Below are 18,747 nucleotides of genomic sequence, written 5' to 3' on the forward strand. Positions count from 1 at the left end.
ACGAATATGTCCGATCCCGAGGCGCTTTCGTAACCACTCGGGCCAATCGAGGAGTGAAATTTTCATTGCGTTGATATAGCGTCCTGTACATGCGCCGAGTTCGAGCTGATTTCGGCCGCTACGAATGCTGCGCCGACAACCCTGAACCGGCGTGAGCGGGCCGGCTCCCGCCGGTCAGGGCTTCGCTCTGTGTGCGTCCTGGTCTCCGGCGGTTTTACAGTGGTCGGGAACAGGCCCGCGGTTCTCGGGAATAGGCTGAATCGAGCATTCATACTTCTCGGTTGGTTCGGTGGACGCGGCGCGGCCGGTACCGCGTGAGATTCACTGTACGTGTCGAGCGCTATTCGAGAGGAATTCCGTGGCATTCACGGGTTATCGGGCAGTTGGTCGTTTGCTCCTGGGGGAGTCGAGGGATGTTCTGAAGGTTGTCGGCTATCTGCTCCTGTATCAACAGGTTGTAAAAACCTTCAAAGCGATCCGCGATGCACGTTAGCTTCCCGCTCATGGGAACATACATGAGAGTCCCGAGATCCCGACGGCCTACAGAATCCGGTGGTCTCGGCTCGTCACGAGCTGCCGGACGTCGTCGAGGCCGTCCGTGCGGACTGAAAATACGGCGATCTCATATCGCCCGACGGGGATACAGGAATTTCCGGTGGCAATAACAGATATCAAGGCCTTCTCGCACCTCACCGAGGATGAGATCGAGGATTTCGGACGCGAACTGGATCGTATTCGCGCTGACGTCGAAAGGGTGATAGGGGAGAGGGACGCGGCGTATATTCACCGGGCGATTCGAATCCATCGCGGTCTCGAAACGGTAGCCCGCCTCATGATTCTGTTCTCCGGCCGGCGTCACCTGCTGCGAGGCGCGGGGGCGGTCGTGCTGGCGGCAGCCAAGGCGATAGAGATGATGGAGCTGGGTCACAACATCAGCCACGGGCAGTGGGATTGGATGAATGATCCCGAAATACATTCCACGAATTGGGAATGGGATTTCGTCGGGCCATCCGGTCAGTGGAAGCAATCGCATAACCATGTCCACCATACTTATACGAACGTCTTCGGCATGGACGACGATCTCAGCTTCGTCGTAATGCGGATGACCAGGGACGAACGGTGGCGTCCGGTACACCTCATCCAGCCGGTCAGCGGTATCGCCGTTGCGCTCGCGTTCGAGTGGATGATAGCGATACACGACTGGGCTCTTGTACGACGCCGGCATGGTATTCCGCGTGGCCGGATCGGATCGCCGCCCGATATCGAATTGGTTCGTAAGATTCTACGGCAGGCCGGAAAGGATTTCGGACTTTTTCCCGCGCTCTCTCCGAGGCATTTCAAACGCACTCTCGCCGCAAATGCGGCGGCACTACTGCTGCGGAACATATGGTCGTATGTCGTAATAATGTGCGGACATTTCCCGGACGGTGCGGAAAAGTTCACCGAAGGCGAGCTGGCAAACGAGACCCGCGCCCAGTGGTATCTGCGGCAGTTGCTGGGCAGCGCGAATTTTTCCGCGGGGCCGGTGCTGGCATTTATGACCGGGAACCTATGCTACCAGATCGAGCATCACCTGTTTCCGGATCTGCCCAGCAATCGGTACGCCGAAATCGCGGTACGTGTCCGCGCGCTCTGTGCGGAGTACGACCTGCCTTACACGTCCGGTGCGCTGCCGGCGCAGTTCTTACAGTCGACTCGCACACTGGTGAAACTGGCGTTACCGGATCGGTTCCTGCGCCACACAGCCGATGACGCCGCGGAGACCAGGTCCGAGCGAATGTTCCGGGGGACGGCGGGGAGGCGCGCGGCTGCGTCCAGCGGGCCGTTTCCGGGCGCGGCTACCACTGGGATGCGTCGTGGCCTTCGTACTGTGCTTGTCGAGGCGGCCTCCGCGGCGCGGGCGATGCCGGGAACCGGTCGCCGGTTCCGGGCATCGCCGAGGGGGTGACAATCTCGTAGACGAGGCCGAATCCGACCGGTCGGCAGTACTCACCATCGGCCGGTCTCGCGGAGCCGGCAGCCGACCCGGGAGGTGTCGCCGGTTCCTGCAACAGTCGGGTGCGGCGCTGGGAACAGTGCTCGCGTGAGTGCGGAGTAACGACTCTGTCGATATGAACGAAAGGCATGGCCGCCACCAGGGTTCCCGGTCATCGAAGGCTCGGGTGCCATGACGCGGCACTGGGCGGCGCGCCTGCCCGGACAGTTCTGCCGCCGGTGCCGGTTGGCCGAGGGGTTCCGATACACCGACGCGCCAAGGGCCCGAGGCTGCTGTCGGTGAGCAGCCGCTGGAACGCGGGTAGTTCTGTCCCCGATGAACAGAGCCCCGGCCGCCCTCATCCGGCCGGGGCACGGCCGCCCGGGAACCGCTACGGTCCGGCACATGGTGATGCCGGTGCTGCTGTCAGCCCACCCGGACCGCCACTACCGCGTCGAGTTCCACGAGAGCGCCCTGCGGCAGTACATGGGCAGATAGTGCGGTACGCGCATGCCTACCGGCGTCGCCCAGTACTGTGCGCAGCAGGCGCGACGCCCCGTCGGCCACCGTCGGCTGGTCCACGAACTCTGGTGAACTCGCGATATGGATATCGAGTTTCAGGATTTGTTGGATATTCTCCAGCCCCACGGCATCGTTCATCCGTGTCAGCAGATTGAGGGCGGAGGTTTCGGCGGCGGCGATCCCCTCCTCGACGGTTGCGTTGTCGCCGAGGCGGCCGCGCAGAATCTCGCCGGTGGCCGTGCGGGAGATCTGTCCGGAGATCCAGAGCATATCGCACCAGCGTGTGGTCGCTTCGTATGCGTAGCGGGGTGCACCGAGTACGGGCAGTTCGAGCGATAGTGCCTCGAGTCGTTGTTTCACATCAGTCATGGTGATTCCGATTCGACGGGTGGGCGCGCGCAGCGCTGGTGGAGTGGGAACAGGTGTGCGGCGGCGGGAAGCGGGACATGTCATCGTTTGCTGACGATGTAGGTCCGGTCACGCCCGACATACCACAGATCCTCGGTTCCGATCGCAGCATTCTCATAGCGCCACGGGATTTCGGCAGCGCCGTAGGAGCCGATATCGAGGACATGTTTGTAGCCGGGCCGCAGCTCGTTCGCGAACGATTCCTGCTTGCCCATGAGGTGCCCGACGTTGCGTTTGCGGTATTCGGTATCGAAGTCGACATCCGTTCCCAGCATGCCGATCTCGACCATCCGGTCCAGATGCGGAGCCAGGTAACGCAGCGTCCCCTCGTGGACGTCCTCGCAGATCACGCCCGGAGCAAGTTGTCCGATGATGCCTTCCCGGACCACATCGAAGAACAAGGCATAGGCCTCCTTTGCTGGCGCAGTGCGCGGTAGTGAACGGGCCATATCGGAAGTGGCCATCGTGACCCCGTCACAGACGATACGCACCCCGGCGTCGAGCTGGATACACGTCGTTTCCGCGTTGATCGGGTAGTCGACCGGTGGCCCGGGGAAGAGCATCCGGTTCGACGAGTGCAGATTGGTGAAATACGGTTCCACACCGACCGGGATCTCGTTCGCCGTGCGGAATTCGGCGATCTTGTCCAGATACACGGCATAGATATCGAGTTCGGAGAACGAACGCCCGGCGTCCAGGCCCGCTTCCGCCCAGGCCAGTGCCTCCTCGATCGCGAAAACGCTCGCCCGCGCGGCGATCACCTGGAACGCGAGATCTTCGTGATCGCGGATATCGCGCCAATGCCCCAGGTCACGCGAGACCGGTACCAGCTGGGCATGCTCACGTTCCAGTTCGCGGGCCAGGCCGATACCGATCCACTCGTCTTCCACACCGATGCGCGAGCCGCGGGCGAATTCCCGCACCGCCGCACCGATGGAGGGGAATCGCCCGATCGGTGCACCGGGCCCGGCGGCACCGCCTTCGGGGACCAGCACGAGGAGTTTCTCGGAGCCGGCCAGCCAGACGGCGACCGCGCCGTCCGGCTGGGCGAAACCGGTCGCTTCGGTGAAATTAGGGGGCGCGGCAAGCAGGAGCGCGTCCAGCGAGCGGTCGTCGGCCAGGGCGCGCAGCGCCGCGTACCTGCTGTCCGCGGTGGTGGTGAACTCTTTTTCCAGGCCCGCGAGATGCTCGACACCGTCGATGAGCCGCCGTGCTGTCTCGACTCCGGTCGCGCGCCATGCCGCGAACCTGCCGAGTACTTCGTCCGTATCGATCTCGTAGGCGGTTACCGGGGTGGGGTCCTGATCGGCAACGGACAGTTCCACCGATCCGGCCAGCGCGAGGTAATGGCTGTAGACGACATCGGCCGCCAGCTGCACGTCCGAACCGTCTGCCAGCTCCCGGACCAGATCGGTGAGTGAGGTTGCGGCGGGAGTGTCGGCGACGATCCGGGGATCGATGGTCACCCAGGGTGCGTAGAACTTGATCCGGTCCTTCGGGACGCCGGCCGACAGTGCGTTGCCCTGCTCCTGCTGGCGTACGAGCAGGAACTCCTCGTCGTCCGTGCGTGCGATCAGTGGGGCAACGAGTGGATAGGAATCGAGGCGGATCGCGGAGAAGAGCAGGCTTTTACGTGCCTCGAGCCCGTAGGTTCGCGCGACCTGTCCGGCGTCGGCGGTGATACTCAGCATTGCTTCCCTCATTCTCTCGGGATTCGGTATGGGAGAAAGGTTTCGGAGCCGCGGGTCAGCTGATACCGGTGGTGACCCCGATATGGGATTCGATCTCGGTGACGTAGTCGGAGAAAACCGGGGAGTACCGGTGCTCTTTGCCGCGTGGCCGCGGCAGATCGATCGCGATATCGGCGACGATCCGGCCCGGCCGCCCGCCGACGACGACCACCCGGTCACCGAGCCAGACCGCCTCGGAGATGCTGTGCGTCACGAACAGCACGCTGCACCCGGCGGCCTGCCAGATGCGCTGGATCTCGAAGTTCATCGAATCGCGGGTCATGGCGTCGAGCGCGCCGAACGGCTCGTCCATCAGCAGCAGTTCGGGGCGGGAGACCAGCGCGCGGCAGATCGCGACCCGCTGCTGCATACCGCCGCTCAGCTCGTAGGAGTACCGGGTGGCACGGTCGCCGAGGCCGACCATCTCGAGGAGTTCCTGGGCATAGCGGCGCGATTCGTCGGTGCGGGTGCCGCGGAATTCCAGTGGAAGCAGCACATTGTCGATGTTGTTACGCCACGGCAGCAGTACCGGGCTCTGGAACACCATCGCGATATCTTCCAGACCGTCGTTGATCGGCCGTCCTTTGACCAGGATCTCACCCGCGGTGGGCTGCTGGAGTCCGGAAATGGTTTTCAGCAGGGTGGTCTTGCCACTGCCCGACTGTCCGACGATCGAGACGAACTGTCCCGGCTCGACATGGAAGTCCAGTCCTTCGAGAACGGTGTTGTCGTGTCCGTCCCGGGACCGGTAGGTCATACCGATGTTGTTGACCGAGATGGCGTATTCGTTGTTCATAAGGCCCTCTGTCCGGCTGTTACGGCGCTTGAACGGTCTCGTCGCGGTGTAGCGGCGCGAGAAACTCGTTGGTGTAGATATCGGCTGGGGCGAGGTCGCTGTCGGCCGGCAGACCCAGGAACTTGCGGGAGATATCGATCATTTTCGTGACACCCGCGTCGTCCATGACCCCGAAGTTGTTCGCGGCCTCACCGGTACCCCAGTTCAGGGAGCATTGTTCGCGGATGGCCAGCGTCACGGTGTCGGTTTCGAAACCGCTGACCTCGTTCCGGAAATCCTGTGCGGCCTCCTCCGGATGCGCGCACGACCACAGAAAACCCTTCTGCATCGCCCGGTTGAATTTGCGCACCTGTTCGGGGTTGCCGGCGAGTTTCTCATCGGATACGACGATGCCGTTGCCGTAGAGGTCGATGCCGATATCCGCCCATTTCAGCACGACCGCTTCACGGCCGAGTGCGTCGATGGCCGGTTCGTCGGAGACATACAGGGCAAGGTTGGCATCCCACTGCCCGGCCAGCAGGCCGGGAATCTTCGACCCGCTCGAGGCGTGCACGACGTTCACATCGCCTTCGGCGAATCCCAGCTTGCTCATCGCGTACGGCCACATCGCGGTCATCGCGCCCGCGCCCTCGGTGGCGAGGGTTTTACCCCGCAGGTCGTCCCAGTCCTCGATGCCGGTATCGCCCAGGCCGACGACCGCGTAGGCCGACCTGGCCTGCAGTAGGTTGACCTGTTTCACCGAGGCTCCCCGGCCCTGGCTGATGATGGTGCTGCCGAAATCGGCGAAGCCCGCATCCACCTTGCCGGTCTCGACCGAGGTGACCGTATTGGTCGAACCCGATCCCGGCATGATGGTGATGTCGAGACCTTCCGCCGCGAAGAAACCACGCTCGACCGCCGCGAAGAACGGCGCGTGCTTCGGCAGGTAGCCGACGTCCATCATGAGAGTCATCGAGTTCTCGCCACCACCGCTCGTACAGGCCGGCAGCGTGGCGACCATGATCGCCCCGGCGATCGCGGCAAGTATTCGCCTCGAGTTCCGCATCCGAATCTCCGATCCCCTGGTCACTTCGCGTGGTTCTTCCACGGGACGAGCTTCCGTCCCGCGAGATCGACGATGAAGAACAGCGCCAGCGCGATGGCGGCGAGAACGATGAACGCCGCGAACATCGAGGGCAGATCGACCTGGCTGTTGGCCAGCAGGATCACATAGCCCAGGCCCTTCGAGCCGGCGATGAACTCACCGACCACCGCGCCACCTACGGCGAGCGAGATGGAGATCTTGGCGCCGGAGAAGATCGAGGGCAGCGCGTAGATCATTTCGATCTTCGTCATCTTCTTCCACGACGACGCCTTGTTGATCCGCGCCAATTCCTGCAGTTCGTTGGGTACCGAACTGAGACCGTCGTAGGTATTGATCACCAGGGGGAAGAACGCGATCGCCATCGCGACGAAGGCCTTCGATTCGAAACCGAATCCGAACCACACGATGAACAGCGGCGCGAGCGCTACCTTGGGAATCGTGTCGATCGCGACGAGCGCCGGGTAGAGGAAGCTGCGAATCGTCGCGGAATAGTGCAGTGCTGCGCCGCACAGAACACCCAGCGCCGTGCCGAGCGCGAAACCGGCCAGTGCTTCCTGCAAGGTGACGAAGGTATTCGTCGCGAAGTACTCGGGGCGTTCGACCAGTTCGGTGAACGCCGAGACCGGACCGACGAGCAGGAACTCCGGCGGGTCGAAAATGACCACCAGCAGCTCCCACACGACGAACAGCCCGGCGATACCCGCGACCGCTTTGGCCGCGGTCACGAAGGAATCCCGTCCGAGCATTCTCGATTTCGACCGGGCTGCCGGCGCCGGGCGGGCTGCCGGCTCGGCGGCGGGCGGGCGTGCGGTCTCCGTATCGACCTCAGGAACGGTCATCGCGGGAACTCCCCTCGAGAGATGTGCAGGGTGCGGAGATTGCCGCGGACCGATTACCGGCCGGTCCAGGACGGAACAGTGAACACCGCGGAGGCGCCGGGGCGGGACGAGGTGATCGGCGATGGCGGGGTGCCGGTGACAACAATCGAGATTTCATGTGGGTCCTCACAACATTGGAAGGGTGCGATAGCCGCCGGCTGCGGTGTTCCGGCAGATCGGTAGGTCAGCCGGTGGACAGCTCACTCCGTTCGACTTCGCCGTCGACGCGTCGCCATACGTCCAACGGATTGTCGTCGCACACCTCGGCCGGCAACAGCGCCGCCGGCATATCTTGATACGCGACCGGACGCAGGAAACGTTCGATCGCCGACGTCCCGACCGATGTGCTGCGCGCATCGGTCGTGGCGGGGAAGGGGCCGCCGTGCACCATCGCGTGCCCGACCTGGACCCCGGTGGGCCAGCCGTTGAACAGAATACGGCCGGCCCGTTCCTCCAGCAGTGGCAGCAACGTGGCAGCCAGGGGAAAGTCGGCGGTATCGGCGTGCACAGTGGCGGTGAGCTGGCCTTCCAGTGCTCGGACGGCCGTGGTCAGTTCGGTCGTATCCGCGCAGCGGACCAGCAGTGACGTCGCGCCGAAAACCTCGTTTTGCAGCTGGGGGTCCGCGATGAACGCGGCGCCGTCCACGGTCAGCAATCGGGCGTTTGCGGCCGCGGCGCCGTCGGGGCGCGCGCCCTGGGCGAGCTCGGCGACACCGTTACGCGCGGCCAGGGCCGTACCCGCGGCGGCGTAGTGGCCGGCGATATCGCCCGTGAGCATGACGGCCCCGGGGTTCGCAGTGACGGCATCGGTGGCCGCCGTGGTGAACGCGTCGAGGCCGGGACCGTCGACGGCGAAGATCAGCCCGGGATTGGTGCAGAACTGCCCGGCGCCCAGCGTCAGCGATGCGACGAACTCGCCCCCCAGGGCCGCACCACGCGCGGCCAGGGCGGCGGGCAGCAACAGGACCGGGTTGATACTGCTCATCTCCGCATATACCGGGATCGGTACGGGTCGCGCCGCGGCCGCGGCCGCGATCGCCAGCCCCCCGGCGCGTGACCCGGTGAACCCCACGGCCCGAATCCGTGGATCGCTCACCAGCCGAGTACCGATCTCATGTCCGCTGCCGACGAGCTGGGAGAACGTCCCTTCGGGCATATCGGTAGCGGCGGCCGCGCCGGCGATGATCCGGGCTACCAGTTCGGCGGTGCCCAGATGCGCGGGGTGCGCTTTGACCACCACCGGGCAGCCCGCCGCCAGCGCGGAGGCCGTATCGCCGCCGGCGGTCGAGAACGCCAGCGGGAAGTTGCTCGCGCCGAACACCACGACCGGGCCGAGCGCGATCCGGCGTTGGCGGATATCGGGACGGGGGTTGTCGCCGGTGCGTCCGGGATCGATCCGGGCGCGTTGCCAGGTTCCCGCCCGCAGTTCGGCCGCGAACAACCGCAACTGACCGCTGGTGCGACCGACTTCGCCGGTGAGTCGCGGACGGGGGAGCGCGGTCTCGGTATGCGCGCGCTCGACCAGCGCGTCGCGGTGCTCGTCGAGCAGGTCGGCGATACGTTCCAGGAACCGGGCCCGCCGCTCGGCGGGCAGCGCCCGGAACTGCGGGAACGCCCGGTCCGCGAGGGCGCACGCCCGGTCGATCTGCTCGTCCGAGGCCGCACGGTAGACCGGTTCGACAACCTCGCCGCTGCGCGGATCACTGGCCTGCACCTGCGCTCCGGTGCCCGGGACGAGCTCGGTTCCGATGACCATGGCACCGGTCGGGTGGGGCTGGGGGCGGTCGGGCACGGGGGCCTCCTTCGGCTTCATCACGTATCGCTGGCGGAGAATCGGACGGTACTCAGACGGTGACGGAGCGCGAGGCCTCGACGACCTCGGTCAACATCGCCATCTCGGTTTCGTCCAGATCGGTCAGCGGTGGGCGCACCGGACCCGCATCGTGCCCGGTGAGTTTCATTCCGGCTTTCACAACGCTGACTGCGTATCCGGCCTTCCGGTCCCGGATCGCGGTATAGGGCAGCACGACCTCGTCGAGCAGGCGGCGCACGGTATCCCGGTCTCCGGCGCGTACCGCCGCGTAGAAGTTCAGTGCGAATTCGGGCAGGAAGTTGAAGATGGCCGAACTGTAGGTGGTCACGCCCAGTTCCAGGTAGGGCAGCGCGAATGTCTCCGCCGTGGGCAGTCCGCCGATGTACACGAGCCGGTCGCCGAGCCGGGAGTGTATCCGGGTGATCGCCTCCAGGTCACCGATACCGTCCTTGTATCCGATCAGGTTCGGATGGGAATCGGCGAGCTCGGCGAGTGTTTCCGGCGTGTAGACCGCATTCGCCCGGCCGTAGACCACCACGCTCAGCGAGGTGGCTTCGCAGACCGCGCGCACATGGTTGCGCAGGCCGTTGGCCGAGGATTCGGTGAGATAAGGCGGGAACAGCAGCAGGCCGTCGGCACCGGCCGCTTCCGCGTCCCGGGCCATTTCGATGGCCTGGGCGGTGCCGTATCCGGCCGGGGCGAGTATCGGGGTGGATTCCGGCGCGCTCTCGGTGGCCGCACGTACCACCCGTCCGACCTCCTTCGGCGTCAGGGAGAAGAACTCTCCGGTGCCGCCCGCGGCGAACAGGCCGGCCACCTCGTACTTGCCGAGGCGGACGATGTTCTCCCGGTAGGCGGGCTCGTCGAACGCCAGATCCCCGGTGAAGTGGGTGACCGGGAACGACAACAGACCGGAGCCGAGCTGTTGGGCCAGTTCGGTCGGTGTGAGGGCGGACATCAGGGCTTCCTCCTGCGCATAACGGCTGTTCGTCGGTGAATGCGACCACAGTAAGAAACCGGAGTGATGCATGTCCAACACTCTTTCCGCATGCATCAATACCTATTATGGATCGGTGTTTACGCTGAACCAGCTGGAAAGCTTTGTCGCCGTGGCCGAAACCCTGCACTACGGACGTGCGGCGGAACGACTGTCGATCAGCCAGCCGCCGTTGTCGCGCCGGATCCAGCTGCTCGAACGTGAGCTGGGAGTCGAGTTGTTCGACCGAACCGGCCGCGCTGTCCGGCTCACCACCGCGGGCCGGTCCTTCCTCGGCGACGCCCGGCGCATCCTCGGGCTCTCGGAACAGGCGACGCTGACCGTGCGGCGGATCCCCACGGGGGAAACCGGAACAGTGGCGATGGGGTTCACCGCTTCCTCGGCGCATTCGGTGCTGGACGCCTTCGTGGCAGCCGCCCGCACCCGGCTACCAGGCGTCGACCTGCTGCTTCGGGAACGGGTCTCCGGAACCCAGCTCGAGGAGTTGCGTTCCGGCGAACTCGACCTGGTCCTGGTGCGGCCACCGGTCCGCGGCACCGAACTGGTGTATCGCCGGCTCTACCGGGAACCGCTGCTGGCCGCGATACCGGCCGAGCACCCTCTCGCCGCACCGGGCCACACACTGCATGTGCACGACCTCGACGGCGAACCCTTCGTCATGTACTCGCCGGCCGAGGCGCGCTACTTCTACGAAGTACTCGTCGGGGTATTCCGCAGCGCCGGGATCGCGCCTCGGTACGTCCAGCATCTCAGCCAGGTGCACACGATCCTGGCCCTGGTACGCGCCGGGCTCGGGCTCGCACTCGTCCCCCGGGCGGCCGAGGCATTCGGGCTCGACGGTGTCGTCCTGCGCCCGGTGCACGGGATCGACGGTGAACCGGTCGAACTCGTCGCCGCCTGGCGCGCCGACGACGACAACCCCGCGTTGCGCGCCATCCGGGAACTGCTGCTGGAAGTGGCCGACCACGGATTCTCGCGCAGATGAATCCGGCGCGGCCGTTCAGGCGGTGGCAAATTCCGTCGCGGTGAGTTGTTCGGAGATTTCCCAGATACGAGCGGCATGCTCAGCGCTGCGCAGCGGCGGATACAGCCGTTGACCGGCGGGTGGGCCGCCGAGGTGCCCGAGCCCGCTCGGGCCGTAGAGGTGGCCGGGTTCGGCGGCGGGGTCGGTGGCGGCCATGAGCGCGGGTAGTGGGGCGGAGTCGACGGTGCCGAGCAGGATGCCGCGGGCGGAGAGCGCACGAATCAGGCGGACTCGGGGAGTGTCGCGGTCGCGGCCGAGTTCGGGACGAGCGGCCAGCAGGTTGGTGGGGGCTACTCCGGGGTGGGCGAGGTTGCTCGTGATACCCCAGCCGTGGGCCTTGCTGCGGTGGTCCAGTTCGAGCCCGAACAGGCCTAATGCGATCTTCGACTGGCTGTAGGCACGCTCCCCGTTGTAGTCGCGTTCCCAGTTCAGGTCGTCCCAGTTGATCGCGCCGCGCCGCGCGGCGACGCTGATCTGCGAGGTCACGCGGGCGTGGCCGGCGCTCAGCAACGGCAGAATACGGCCCACGAGCGCGAAATGGCCGAGGTGGTTGGTGCCGAACTGAAGTTCGAACCCGTCGGCCGTGGCCTGCCGGTCCGGCGGGGTCATCACACCGGCATTGTTGATCAGCAGGTGGATGGGCCGGCCCTCCGTGCGCAGAGTGCGGCCGAGGGCCGCGACCGACGCCAGTGCGGAAAGGTCGAGGCTGCGCAGCGAAACCTTCGCATCCGGGTGCCGCTGGCGGATCCGCGCGAGCGCCTCCTCGCCTTTACGGAGATTCCGGACGGGCATGATCACCTCCGCCCCGGCCGCAGCCAGCCGCGCGGCCAGTACCGTCCCCATCCCGTCGCTGGCGCCGGTGACGAGCGCGCGTTTCCCGGACAAGTCGGGCACGGTGATATCGACGGGTCGGTATGGCATTGCTCTGCTCCTCGGATCCGGGGGGGAATGGGGCTCGCGCACAGCGCCCGGACCGTTCGCCGGTCCGCGGCGGGTATGTCATAAGCCTGGGACGAGGGAACGGCGATATCCAGGACCTCCCGATCACAGGCTCGGCGAGTCTCCCGGTCTGCGCGGGCCGGCGCACAACGCGCGCGCGGCCGTTCGGTATCGGGACGTAGCGGGGGATCGGCGAACCGTGGATACCGTGGCTCGGGGACGGTAGAAACAGGTCGGGACCCGGACGAGAAGGAGTTGCCGTGATCGATCGCAGCGGCCTGGCGGATTTCCTCCGCAACCGGCGTGCGGCACTGCAACCCGAAGATGTCGGTCTGCCGCGTGGTGCGCGGCGCCGGACCGCGGGATTGCGCCGCGAAGAGGTGGCCGCACTGTGCCATATGTCGGCCGACTACTACTCCCGGCTCGAACGGGAACGCGGCCCACAGCCGTCACCACAGATGCTCGGATCGATCGCGCAGGGCCTGCACCTCTCGCTCGACGAACGCGATCACCTGTTCCGTCTCGCCGGGCACACCCCACCCACGCGCGGGGTGATCAGCGAGCATGTCAGCCCCGGCCTGTTGCGCGTGCTCGACCGGCTGGACGACACACCCGCGGAGATCGTCACCGAACTGGGCGAAACTCTGCGGCAGTCCCGGATGGGTACTGCGCTGACCGGCGACCAGACCCGATACACCGGGCCCGCCCGCAGTATCGGCTACCGATGGTTCACCGATCCCGCAACCCGGCAGCGCTACGCGCCGGAGGAACACGGGTTCCTCACCCGGATGTACGCCTCGGGACTGCGTGAGATCCTCACCCTCCGCGGGCCCCGTTCCCGCGCCGCGGAACTCGCCGACCTGCTGCTCGACCGCAGCGAGGAGTTCCGGCGGGTGTGGGAGGACCACGAGATCGGGATACGCCCTCGCGATATCAAGCGTTTCGTCCACCCCGAGGTCGGCGCCCTGGAACTCAACTGCCAGCGGTTGGTCGACCCGGGCCGGGCGCACGCACTACTCGTCTACACTGCCGTCCCCGGCAGCGAAAGCCACGAGAAACTGCGGATGCTGTCCGTGATCGGAGTACAGGCGTACGGCTGAAGCCGCGCCCCCGCGCTCGACATCGTGACCCGCCCATCGGTCCGGGGCGTTTACCGCCGGACTGGCTTTTTATTTTTTCTGACGTATGGTCGAAGTCAGTCGGATGGAACTTCGGAAAACAGGAGCGACAGTGGCTGACAAATCGCGCGGAAAATCGCTGAAGAAACCTTCGTCGACCATGAAGGAACGGCGGGCCGAGAAGCGCGAGCGGCAGGAGAACTCGACGGTTGTCGTGCGAAAGAGGAAGCGTTGACGGGTGTCTCGGGGAATCGCCGGGCCCGCGTTCGGCGTCGATACCGACCGGTTACGGGACGGAACGACGGATGAGCCCCTCCTGTGGAGGCGGCAAAGCGCGGCACATTTCACGGCCTTTACCGGCTGACCGTATTTATTTTTCGGGTCGTGCCTGATATTGCACGACGCGGCACAGTTCACGGCGATCGGCCGTGCAATTTTTATTTCGGGAGTAATACATGAATGCCTCAGGAATTGTGAACCGAAGAACCGACCGGGAATCCGGATTCAGCACGGCCGAGATCAAGTCTCGAATCGAGGCGATGTTCGATGACCACACCTACCCCATACCCGCAGACAGGCCCGGCAGTCGTGATCGCGACGAAACCGAACCCTGAGGCACGAACCGCATTCCGGCCGTGGCGCCGCACCTCCGACATTCCGGCGGTACCGGCCCCCGGGCGGTCCCTGGTCACCGAACGTCCGGCGGCCTTCGCCGACGCGATCCTCACCGAAATCAACCGCTGTGGTGTTCCGGCGAGTTACGCAGCGGCACCGAATATTCCGCGGTCGATGCTCGGGCCGCCCGCGGTTGCACAGCCCATCACCGTCGGAAGGCGGTCCGGCGCGGAAGCGATCGTTGTCGTGATCGATCGGTCGCTGGTCGACCACCTGTTCGGCAGGTCCGGGGATGGCCGGCCGAACAGGTGGTCACCTCTTCGGCCGGCGCCGCCGCGATCGTATGAAAACCTGCTGTGTGAGCAGGTGATCGCGACCGCGACCACGGTCGACGCCCGCCGCCTGCTCATCCTGTGCGACGCCGAGCAGGCCTCCAGGATCGAGCGGACACGCGCGATCCGCTGGGTTCGCGAAGTGGCGCACCGCATCGGCTACGAATGTTCGATCAACGGCCTGCTCGACCTCGGCACCTCGTACCTCATTCTGGTCGCCGATGTCGAGGCCGGTGCGGCCGCACGGTCGGTTGTCGATTGGTACCGGACCGGAAACGTCCGGTGCACCCGTATCGACGGCGGTGACAGGGGGTCCGGGACCGCCGTGATGGACCGACGGGCGACGGCGCGGGCGGACGAGGGAAACCATGGCCGCCGTTGATCGGCGGACAGAGGGACGGTAGATTTCCGGTCATGCTTTTGTTCTTCGTGCGCCTGCGCCCCGAATAGTCGGCGCACTCCTGCGGCCCTCCGGGGCCGGACTCTATTCCGAACCGCCGAGAGTTGCGGGTAGACGTGTCGCCGACGGGTAGTGCACTTCTCCACGAAGGATTTTCACCATGTCTGCGTATCCCTCTGTCACTGCGTCCACGAGCCCGACTTTCGTTCTAGTGCACGGATCGGGCACCAGTTCGTTCATGTGGGCTCCCCTGCAACGTGAACTGGCGTTGCTCGGGTACCGCTCCTACGCCGTGGACCTCCCCGGTCACGGTCTCGAAGCCCAGTACCCGGTGGCGTATCAAGCACCGCAGGACTTGGCCGCGCTCGCCGATACGGCGTCGATGCTGGCCGGCGTGACCCTCGACGACAACGTGGACCGCGTCGCCGAGGTGGTGACCCGGTTGCACGAGCACGGGCCGGTGATCCTGGTGGGCGCCAGCCTGGGCGGGGTCACCATCACCGCCACGGCCGACCGCCTCCCGGAACTCGTCGACGGGCTGGTGTACATCTCGGCGTGGGCGTGCACGACCCGGCCCAGCCCGGTGGCCTACATGTCCGAACCCGAGTTCGCGGACAGTCTGCTACCCGGTCTGGCCCCGTTGAACGTCGGCGACCCCGCAGTTCTCGGCGCCGGCCGCGCGAACTACCGGACAGCCGACCCGGAAATGCTGCGGGCGTTGAAGGAAGCCACGATGGCCGACCGATCGGACGTGGAATTCATGGCCTTCCTGAACATCCTGCAACCCGACGAGTCGATCGAGGTGATGGTCGCGCACGCCACCGCGAACCCCGCCACCTGGGGCCGGGTTCCGCGGAAATTCGTGCGGCTCACCGCCGATCGATCCCTGCCCATCGCAATGCAGGACCGTATCATCGCCGACGCGGACGCCCTGACCCCGGACAACAAGTTCTCGGTGCATACGCTGGACACCAGCCACGCCGGGTTCATCCACCACAGCGCCGAGGTCGCGCGGATGCTGACCGCGGCCGACTGATCGAGTAGGTGTTCGGTGTGGTCTGTGACCACACCGAACACCGCATGGATCGAGAATGGCGCGCGGGTGGCGGCATCACATGCGTGGCAATACTCGGCTGGGTGAGTACTGTTCCCGCAGTGGAAAACCCGCGACGCCGGACCCGGCACCTGGTTCAGTGATCCGACGAGCACGACCGTCGCCGTGTCCGATAACGAAAATTGCCGGTTCGCCGGGCGCAGGTCGCGCCCGGCGGTGGGCGACGGGCCGGCACACCGCCGACCGGACTCACACCAGCCGTGACGCGGTGGGATACGCGAACATTACTCATGGAATCGGGTATTGCTACGCATGCGGTCCAGCGGTGTGCTGCGCGAGCGTAGGGATATGTTCAGTTCTTCAGCTCTCGAACGTCTTGCGCTTGTGGCGAGTCCGGCCGTCATCGCGGCACTGGTGACCGGATGCCTCGCCCCCGGTCCCCCGGAAGAGGATATCGAAACGACTGTTCCGGCAACCACTACCGCGTCGGCCGAACCCACGGTATTCACCGAGCTTCCGAAACCGTCCGGTGCACCTGTCGGTACGGCGACAATGGAAGTGACAGGTGGCACCGGTCCGGCGACGGTCCGCTACTCGATCGACGGCGCGGCCGAGCAGGTCGAAACCGATGTGACGTTGCCGTGGACGAAGGACTACCCGGTCTACGACAGGGTCTCGTCCTACGTCAGCGCCGAGGGCGCATCGATGTGCACGATCATCCTCGACGGCACCGAGTTGGTGGCTTTCCGGAGCGAAGCCGATCCGACGTGCCGCTTCGCCTACTGGGGCTGACCGATCAGCGGCGCCCGGTCGTCGTCACCGGCTGCCCGATACCGCGAACCGTCAGACCGTTCGGCCGAGATGCCGGGTGTAGAACTGCGCCATGGCGTGGTGCGCATAGTCGGGCAGCCGGTTGTGCCGGCCCGGGTAGACGTGCAGCGCTTTCTCTGTCGAGGCGAACGCTTCGAACAAGGTGAGGCTGGGGCGGGGATCGATTTCCGGGTCGTCCCACGAGACCGTGAACTCGACCGGAACGGTGACCTGCTTCGCCGCCTCGATCAGGGCGTCGAATACGAGTATCGGCCCGAACGCCGCCGCAGTGATCCGCGGTTCGACGGTGAGCAGCCGCAGCCCGATCGCGGCTCCCAATGTGGCGCCGCCGTAGCCGACGGGCGCCTCGTTGCCGATCTCGGGCATTGCCTGCAGCGCGTCCAGGGTTGCCTGCCACTCCGGTATCGCGCGTTCGGCCAGCGAAAGGTTGAGTTCTTCGACGATCGGGGTCAGCGGTCGGCCCATGACTCGAGCCTGCTGCAAGGCCTCCACCAGTTGCCGGTCCTGCTCGTCGCGTGGCCGGCCACCGTGGCCGGGTGCGTTGATCGCCGCGACGGTGCACCCGCCGGCGAGCAGATGACGTGCATTGGCGAGGAGCCCGGGTGCCCGTGTGTGCATACCGCCGCCGTGACCGAGCAGGATCAGCGGGCCGGGCGCCCCGGACTCCGGTGTCCAGAGCACACCGGTGATGTCGTCCAGGACGAGATCGCGTTCGACGACGTTGCCGGAGCGGGTTTCGGAGATGAATTGCATAACGATGCCTTTCGGGATTGCCTGAATCGAGGCGCTCCCGGCGACATCTATGTCATACGCCCGGCCGTGACTGATCAGGGAGCACCCATGGGGTTACAGCGAACACGGGACTCACCTCCTGAAATCTCTGCCACGGCCGTCTGTCGGCGGCTCCGGAACGATAGCAACCCGGTGTGTACTCCACAAACCTTTTTCGATCTGCCGTTATGGCGTGCGGTGTGCCGATCGGATAGGGCGTGCTAGGCCAGCGTGGTCTGGTGTTCCTGCCGGTAGGGGATGTGCTCGTCGCCTCGTCCTTCGTGCAACTTCCGGACCCATTCGGGGTCGGCGAGCAGCGCGCGGCCGACGGCGACCAGATCGAATTCCCCGTTGGCATGTTGTTCCAGCAGTCGATCGATACCTGTGACGTTCGAATCGCCTTTACCGCTGAATGTTGTGGTGAACACCTTGTCGAGGCCGACGGAACCGACGGTGATCGTCGGCAATCCGGTGATCTTCTTGGTCCAGCCCGCCAGTCCCAGCTCGCCGTCGGCGCCGGTCAACTCGGGGAAAGCCGGTTCCCAGTGCCTGCGTGTGGACGGGTGCAGAACGTCGACACCTGCATCGACGAGAGGAGTGAGCACACGGGCGAGTTCGTCGGGTGTGGCCGCGATACGTGCGTGGTAGTCGTTGGATTTCCACTGCGAGTACCGATACACGATCGCCAGGTCGGGCCCGACGGCGTCGCGGATCGCCGCGACGACCTCGGCGGGAAAACGAACCCGGGCCGCGAGCGAGCCGCCGTACTGATCCGGGCGGAGATTCGTTTGTTCCCAGAGGAATTGATCGAGCAGGTAGCCGTGTGCCCCGTGTAGTTCGATACCGTCGAATCCGGTGGCCTTCGCGTTGACAGCGGCGGTGACCCAGGCGTCGCGCAGCGTCTCGAGGTCGGCCGCGGTCAATGCGCGCCCGGCCGGGGTGCCGTCGAGTCCGAGCCCGGACGGACTGACGGATTCGACCTCGGGGTTGAGCTCCGGCTTGTCACCGCGTCCGATACCGAGATGCCACAGCTGCGGGATGATCTGCCCGCCCTCGCCGTGTACCGCGTCGACCACCGCTTTCCACCCGGCGAGGCTCTGCTCGCCGTAGTGGCGCGGTACCGCGGTATCGGGTCCGGCAGCGGGGTCGGGGATGTAGGTGCCCTCGGTGATGATCAGGCCCACACCGCCCGCTGCGCGGCGACGGTAGTACTCGGCGACGTCCGCGGTGGGGATTCCGTCCGGCGAGAACATTCGAGTCATCGGCGCCATCGCGAAGCGATTGCGCAGGTGCAGCGATTTCACCTCGAAGGGGTCGAACAGGGCATCCACGGGCAGCGATGTAGCGGTCACGAGCGGGTCCAACGCCGGCCGATCGGGAGGCTATTCCGCGGTGTGACGCATTCTCCTCGGCGGCAGGCGAGCGGCCGTACTCGTCGGGGCCGTCCCGGCGTCTTCGAA

The 18,747-nt window shown here is 65.7% G+C and carries 17 protein-coding genes; 7 read left to right on the forward strand and 10 right to left on the reverse strand.

Annotated elements, in window-relative coordinates:
* Nucleotides 1-655: 655 nt before the first annotated feature.
* A complete protein-coding gene (locus NFL01S_RS27025; protein WP_062979128.1) occupies nt 656-1,948 on the forward strand; it encodes a fatty acid desaturase family protein in 1,293 nt (430 codons plus the stop codon).
* Nucleotides 1,949-2,401: 453 nt separating this feature from the next.
* On the opposite strand, the gene NFL01S_RS27030 is transcribed toward NFL01S_RS27025, so the two are convergent.
* The 7 genes from NFL01S_RS27030 to kdgD all read right to left on the reverse strand — a co-directional run bounded on the left by NFL01S_RS27030 (nt 2,402) and on the right by kdgD (nt 10,164).
* Nucleotides 2,402-2,866 carry a RidA family protein gene (locus NFL01S_RS27030; RefSeq protein ID WP_062979129.1) on the reverse strand — a complete coding sequence of 155 codons (465 nt, stop codon included), beginning with the start codon at nt 2,864-2,866 and terminating at the stop codon, nt 2,402-2,404.
* Between the two features lie 80 nt (nt 2,867-2,946).
* Entirely contained in the window at nt 2,947-4,596 is a 1,650-nt protein-coding gene (locus tag NFL01S_RS27035) for an aminopeptidase P family N-terminal domain-containing protein (protein WP_062979130.1), read from the reverse strand.
* 55 nt (nt 4,597-4,651) lie between these two features.
* Nucleotides 4,652-5,431 (reverse strand): ABC transporter ATP-binding protein, encoded by a 780-nt coding sequence (locus NFL01S_RS27040; RefSeq protein WP_062979131.1) that lies wholly within the window; start codon nt 5,429-5,431, stop codon nt 4,652-4,654.
* A gap of 19 nt (nt 5,432-5,450) precedes the next feature.
* Complete coding sequence (locus NFL01S_RS27045; protein WP_062979132.1) at nt 5,451-6,476, reverse strand: ABC transporter substrate-binding protein; 1,026 nt, start codon at nt 6,474-6,476, stop codon at nt 5,451-5,453.
* 20 nt (nt 6,477-6,496) lie between these two features.
* Nucleotides 6,497-7,354 carry an ABC transporter permease gene (locus NFL01S_RS27050; protein WP_062979133.1) on the reverse strand — a complete coding sequence of 286 codons (858 nt, stop codon included), beginning with the start codon at nt 7,352-7,354 and terminating at the stop codon, nt 6,497-6,499.
* Nucleotides 7,355-7,577: 223 nt separating this feature from the next.
* On the reverse strand, nt 7,578-9,206 hold the full coding sequence (locus NFL01S_RS27055; protein WP_062979134.1) for an aldehyde dehydrogenase (NADP(+)): 1,629 nt from the start codon (nt 9,204-9,206) through the stop codon (nt 7,578-7,580).
* Between the two features lie 31 nt (nt 9,207-9,237).
* Entirely contained in the window at nt 9,238-10,164 is a 927-nt protein-coding gene (kdgD, locus tag NFL01S_RS27060; RefSeq protein ID WP_062979307.1) for a 5-dehydro-4-deoxyglucarate dehydratase, read from the reverse strand.
* Nucleotides 10,165-10,279: 115 nt separating this feature from the next.
* Between kdgD and NFL01S_RS27065 the strand changes: the two genes are divergently transcribed.
* Nucleotides 10,280-11,188, forward strand: coding sequence for a LysR family transcriptional regulator (locus tag NFL01S_RS27065; RefSeq protein ID WP_062979308.1), 909 nt, complete (start codon nt 10,280-10,282; stop codon nt 11,186-11,188).
* Between the two features lie 15 nt (nt 11,189-11,203).
* Here NFL01S_RS27065 and NFL01S_RS27070 read toward each other — a convergent pair whose 3' ends face one another.
* On the reverse strand, nt 11,204-12,148 hold the full coding sequence (locus NFL01S_RS27070) for an SDR family oxidoreductase (protein ID WP_062979135.1): 945 nt from the start codon (nt 12,146-12,148) through the stop codon (nt 11,204-11,206).
* A 278-nt stretch (nt 12,149-12,426) separates the two neighbouring features.
* Between NFL01S_RS27070 and NFL01S_RS27075 the strand changes: the two genes are divergently transcribed.
* The 5 genes from NFL01S_RS27075 to NFL01S_RS37165 all read left to right on the forward strand — a co-directional run bounded on the left by NFL01S_RS27075 (nt 12,427) and on the right by NFL01S_RS37165 (nt 16,477).
* Nucleotides 12,427-13,266, forward strand: a complete 840-nt coding sequence (locus NFL01S_RS27075; protein WP_062979136.1) for a helix-turn-helix transcriptional regulator — start codon at nt 12,427-12,429, stop codon at nt 13,264-13,266.
* 130 nt (nt 13,267-13,396) lie between these two features.
* Nucleotides 13,397-13,519, forward strand: a complete 123-nt coding sequence (locus tag NFL01S_RS37380) for a hypothetical protein (protein WP_280507147.1) — start codon at nt 13,397-13,399, stop codon at nt 13,517-13,519.
* Nucleotides 13,520-13,830: 311 nt separating this feature from the next.
* Nucleotides 13,831-14,613 (forward strand): hypothetical protein, encoded by a 783-nt coding sequence (locus NFL01S_RS27080; protein ID WP_157116995.1) that lies wholly within the window; start codon nt 13,831-13,833, stop codon nt 14,611-14,613.
* Between the two features lie 178 nt (nt 14,614-14,791).
* Nucleotides 14,792-15,667 (forward strand): alpha/beta fold hydrolase, encoded by an 876-nt coding sequence (locus NFL01S_RS27085; RefSeq protein ID WP_062979138.1) that lies wholly within the window; start codon nt 14,792-14,794, stop codon nt 15,665-15,667.
* A 366-nt stretch (nt 15,668-16,033) separates the two neighbouring features.
* A complete protein-coding gene (locus tag NFL01S_RS37165) occupies nt 16,034-16,477 on the forward strand; it encodes a hypothetical protein (RefSeq protein ID WP_063916066.1) in 444 nt (147 codons plus the stop codon).
* Nucleotides 16,478-16,528: 51 nt separating this feature from the next.
* On the opposite strand, the gene NFL01S_RS27095 is transcribed toward NFL01S_RS37165, so the two are convergent.
* Together NFL01S_RS27095 and NFL01S_RS27100 are read right to left on the reverse strand one after the other, a co-directional pair.
* Nucleotides 16,529-17,269, reverse strand: a complete 741-nt coding sequence (locus NFL01S_RS27095) for a dienelactone hydrolase family protein (RefSeq protein ID WP_062979139.1) — start codon at nt 17,267-17,269, stop codon at nt 16,529-16,531.
* A gap of 239 nt (nt 17,270-17,508) precedes the next feature.
* The gene (locus NFL01S_RS27100) at nt 17,509-18,639 is read right to left on the reverse strand and encodes an NADH:flavin oxidoreductase (protein WP_062979140.1); all 1,131 of its coding nucleotides are present in this window, start codon (nt 18,637-18,639) and stop codon (nt 17,509-17,511) included.
* Between the last annotated feature and the right edge of the window lie 108 nt (nt 18,640-18,747).

This window comes from Nocardia flavorosea NBRC 108225, assembly GCF_001613385.1.
In the GTDB taxonomy this organism is placed as follows: domain Bacteria; phylum Actinomycetota; class Actinomycetes; order Mycobacteriales; family Mycobacteriaceae; genus Nocardia; species Nocardia flavorosea.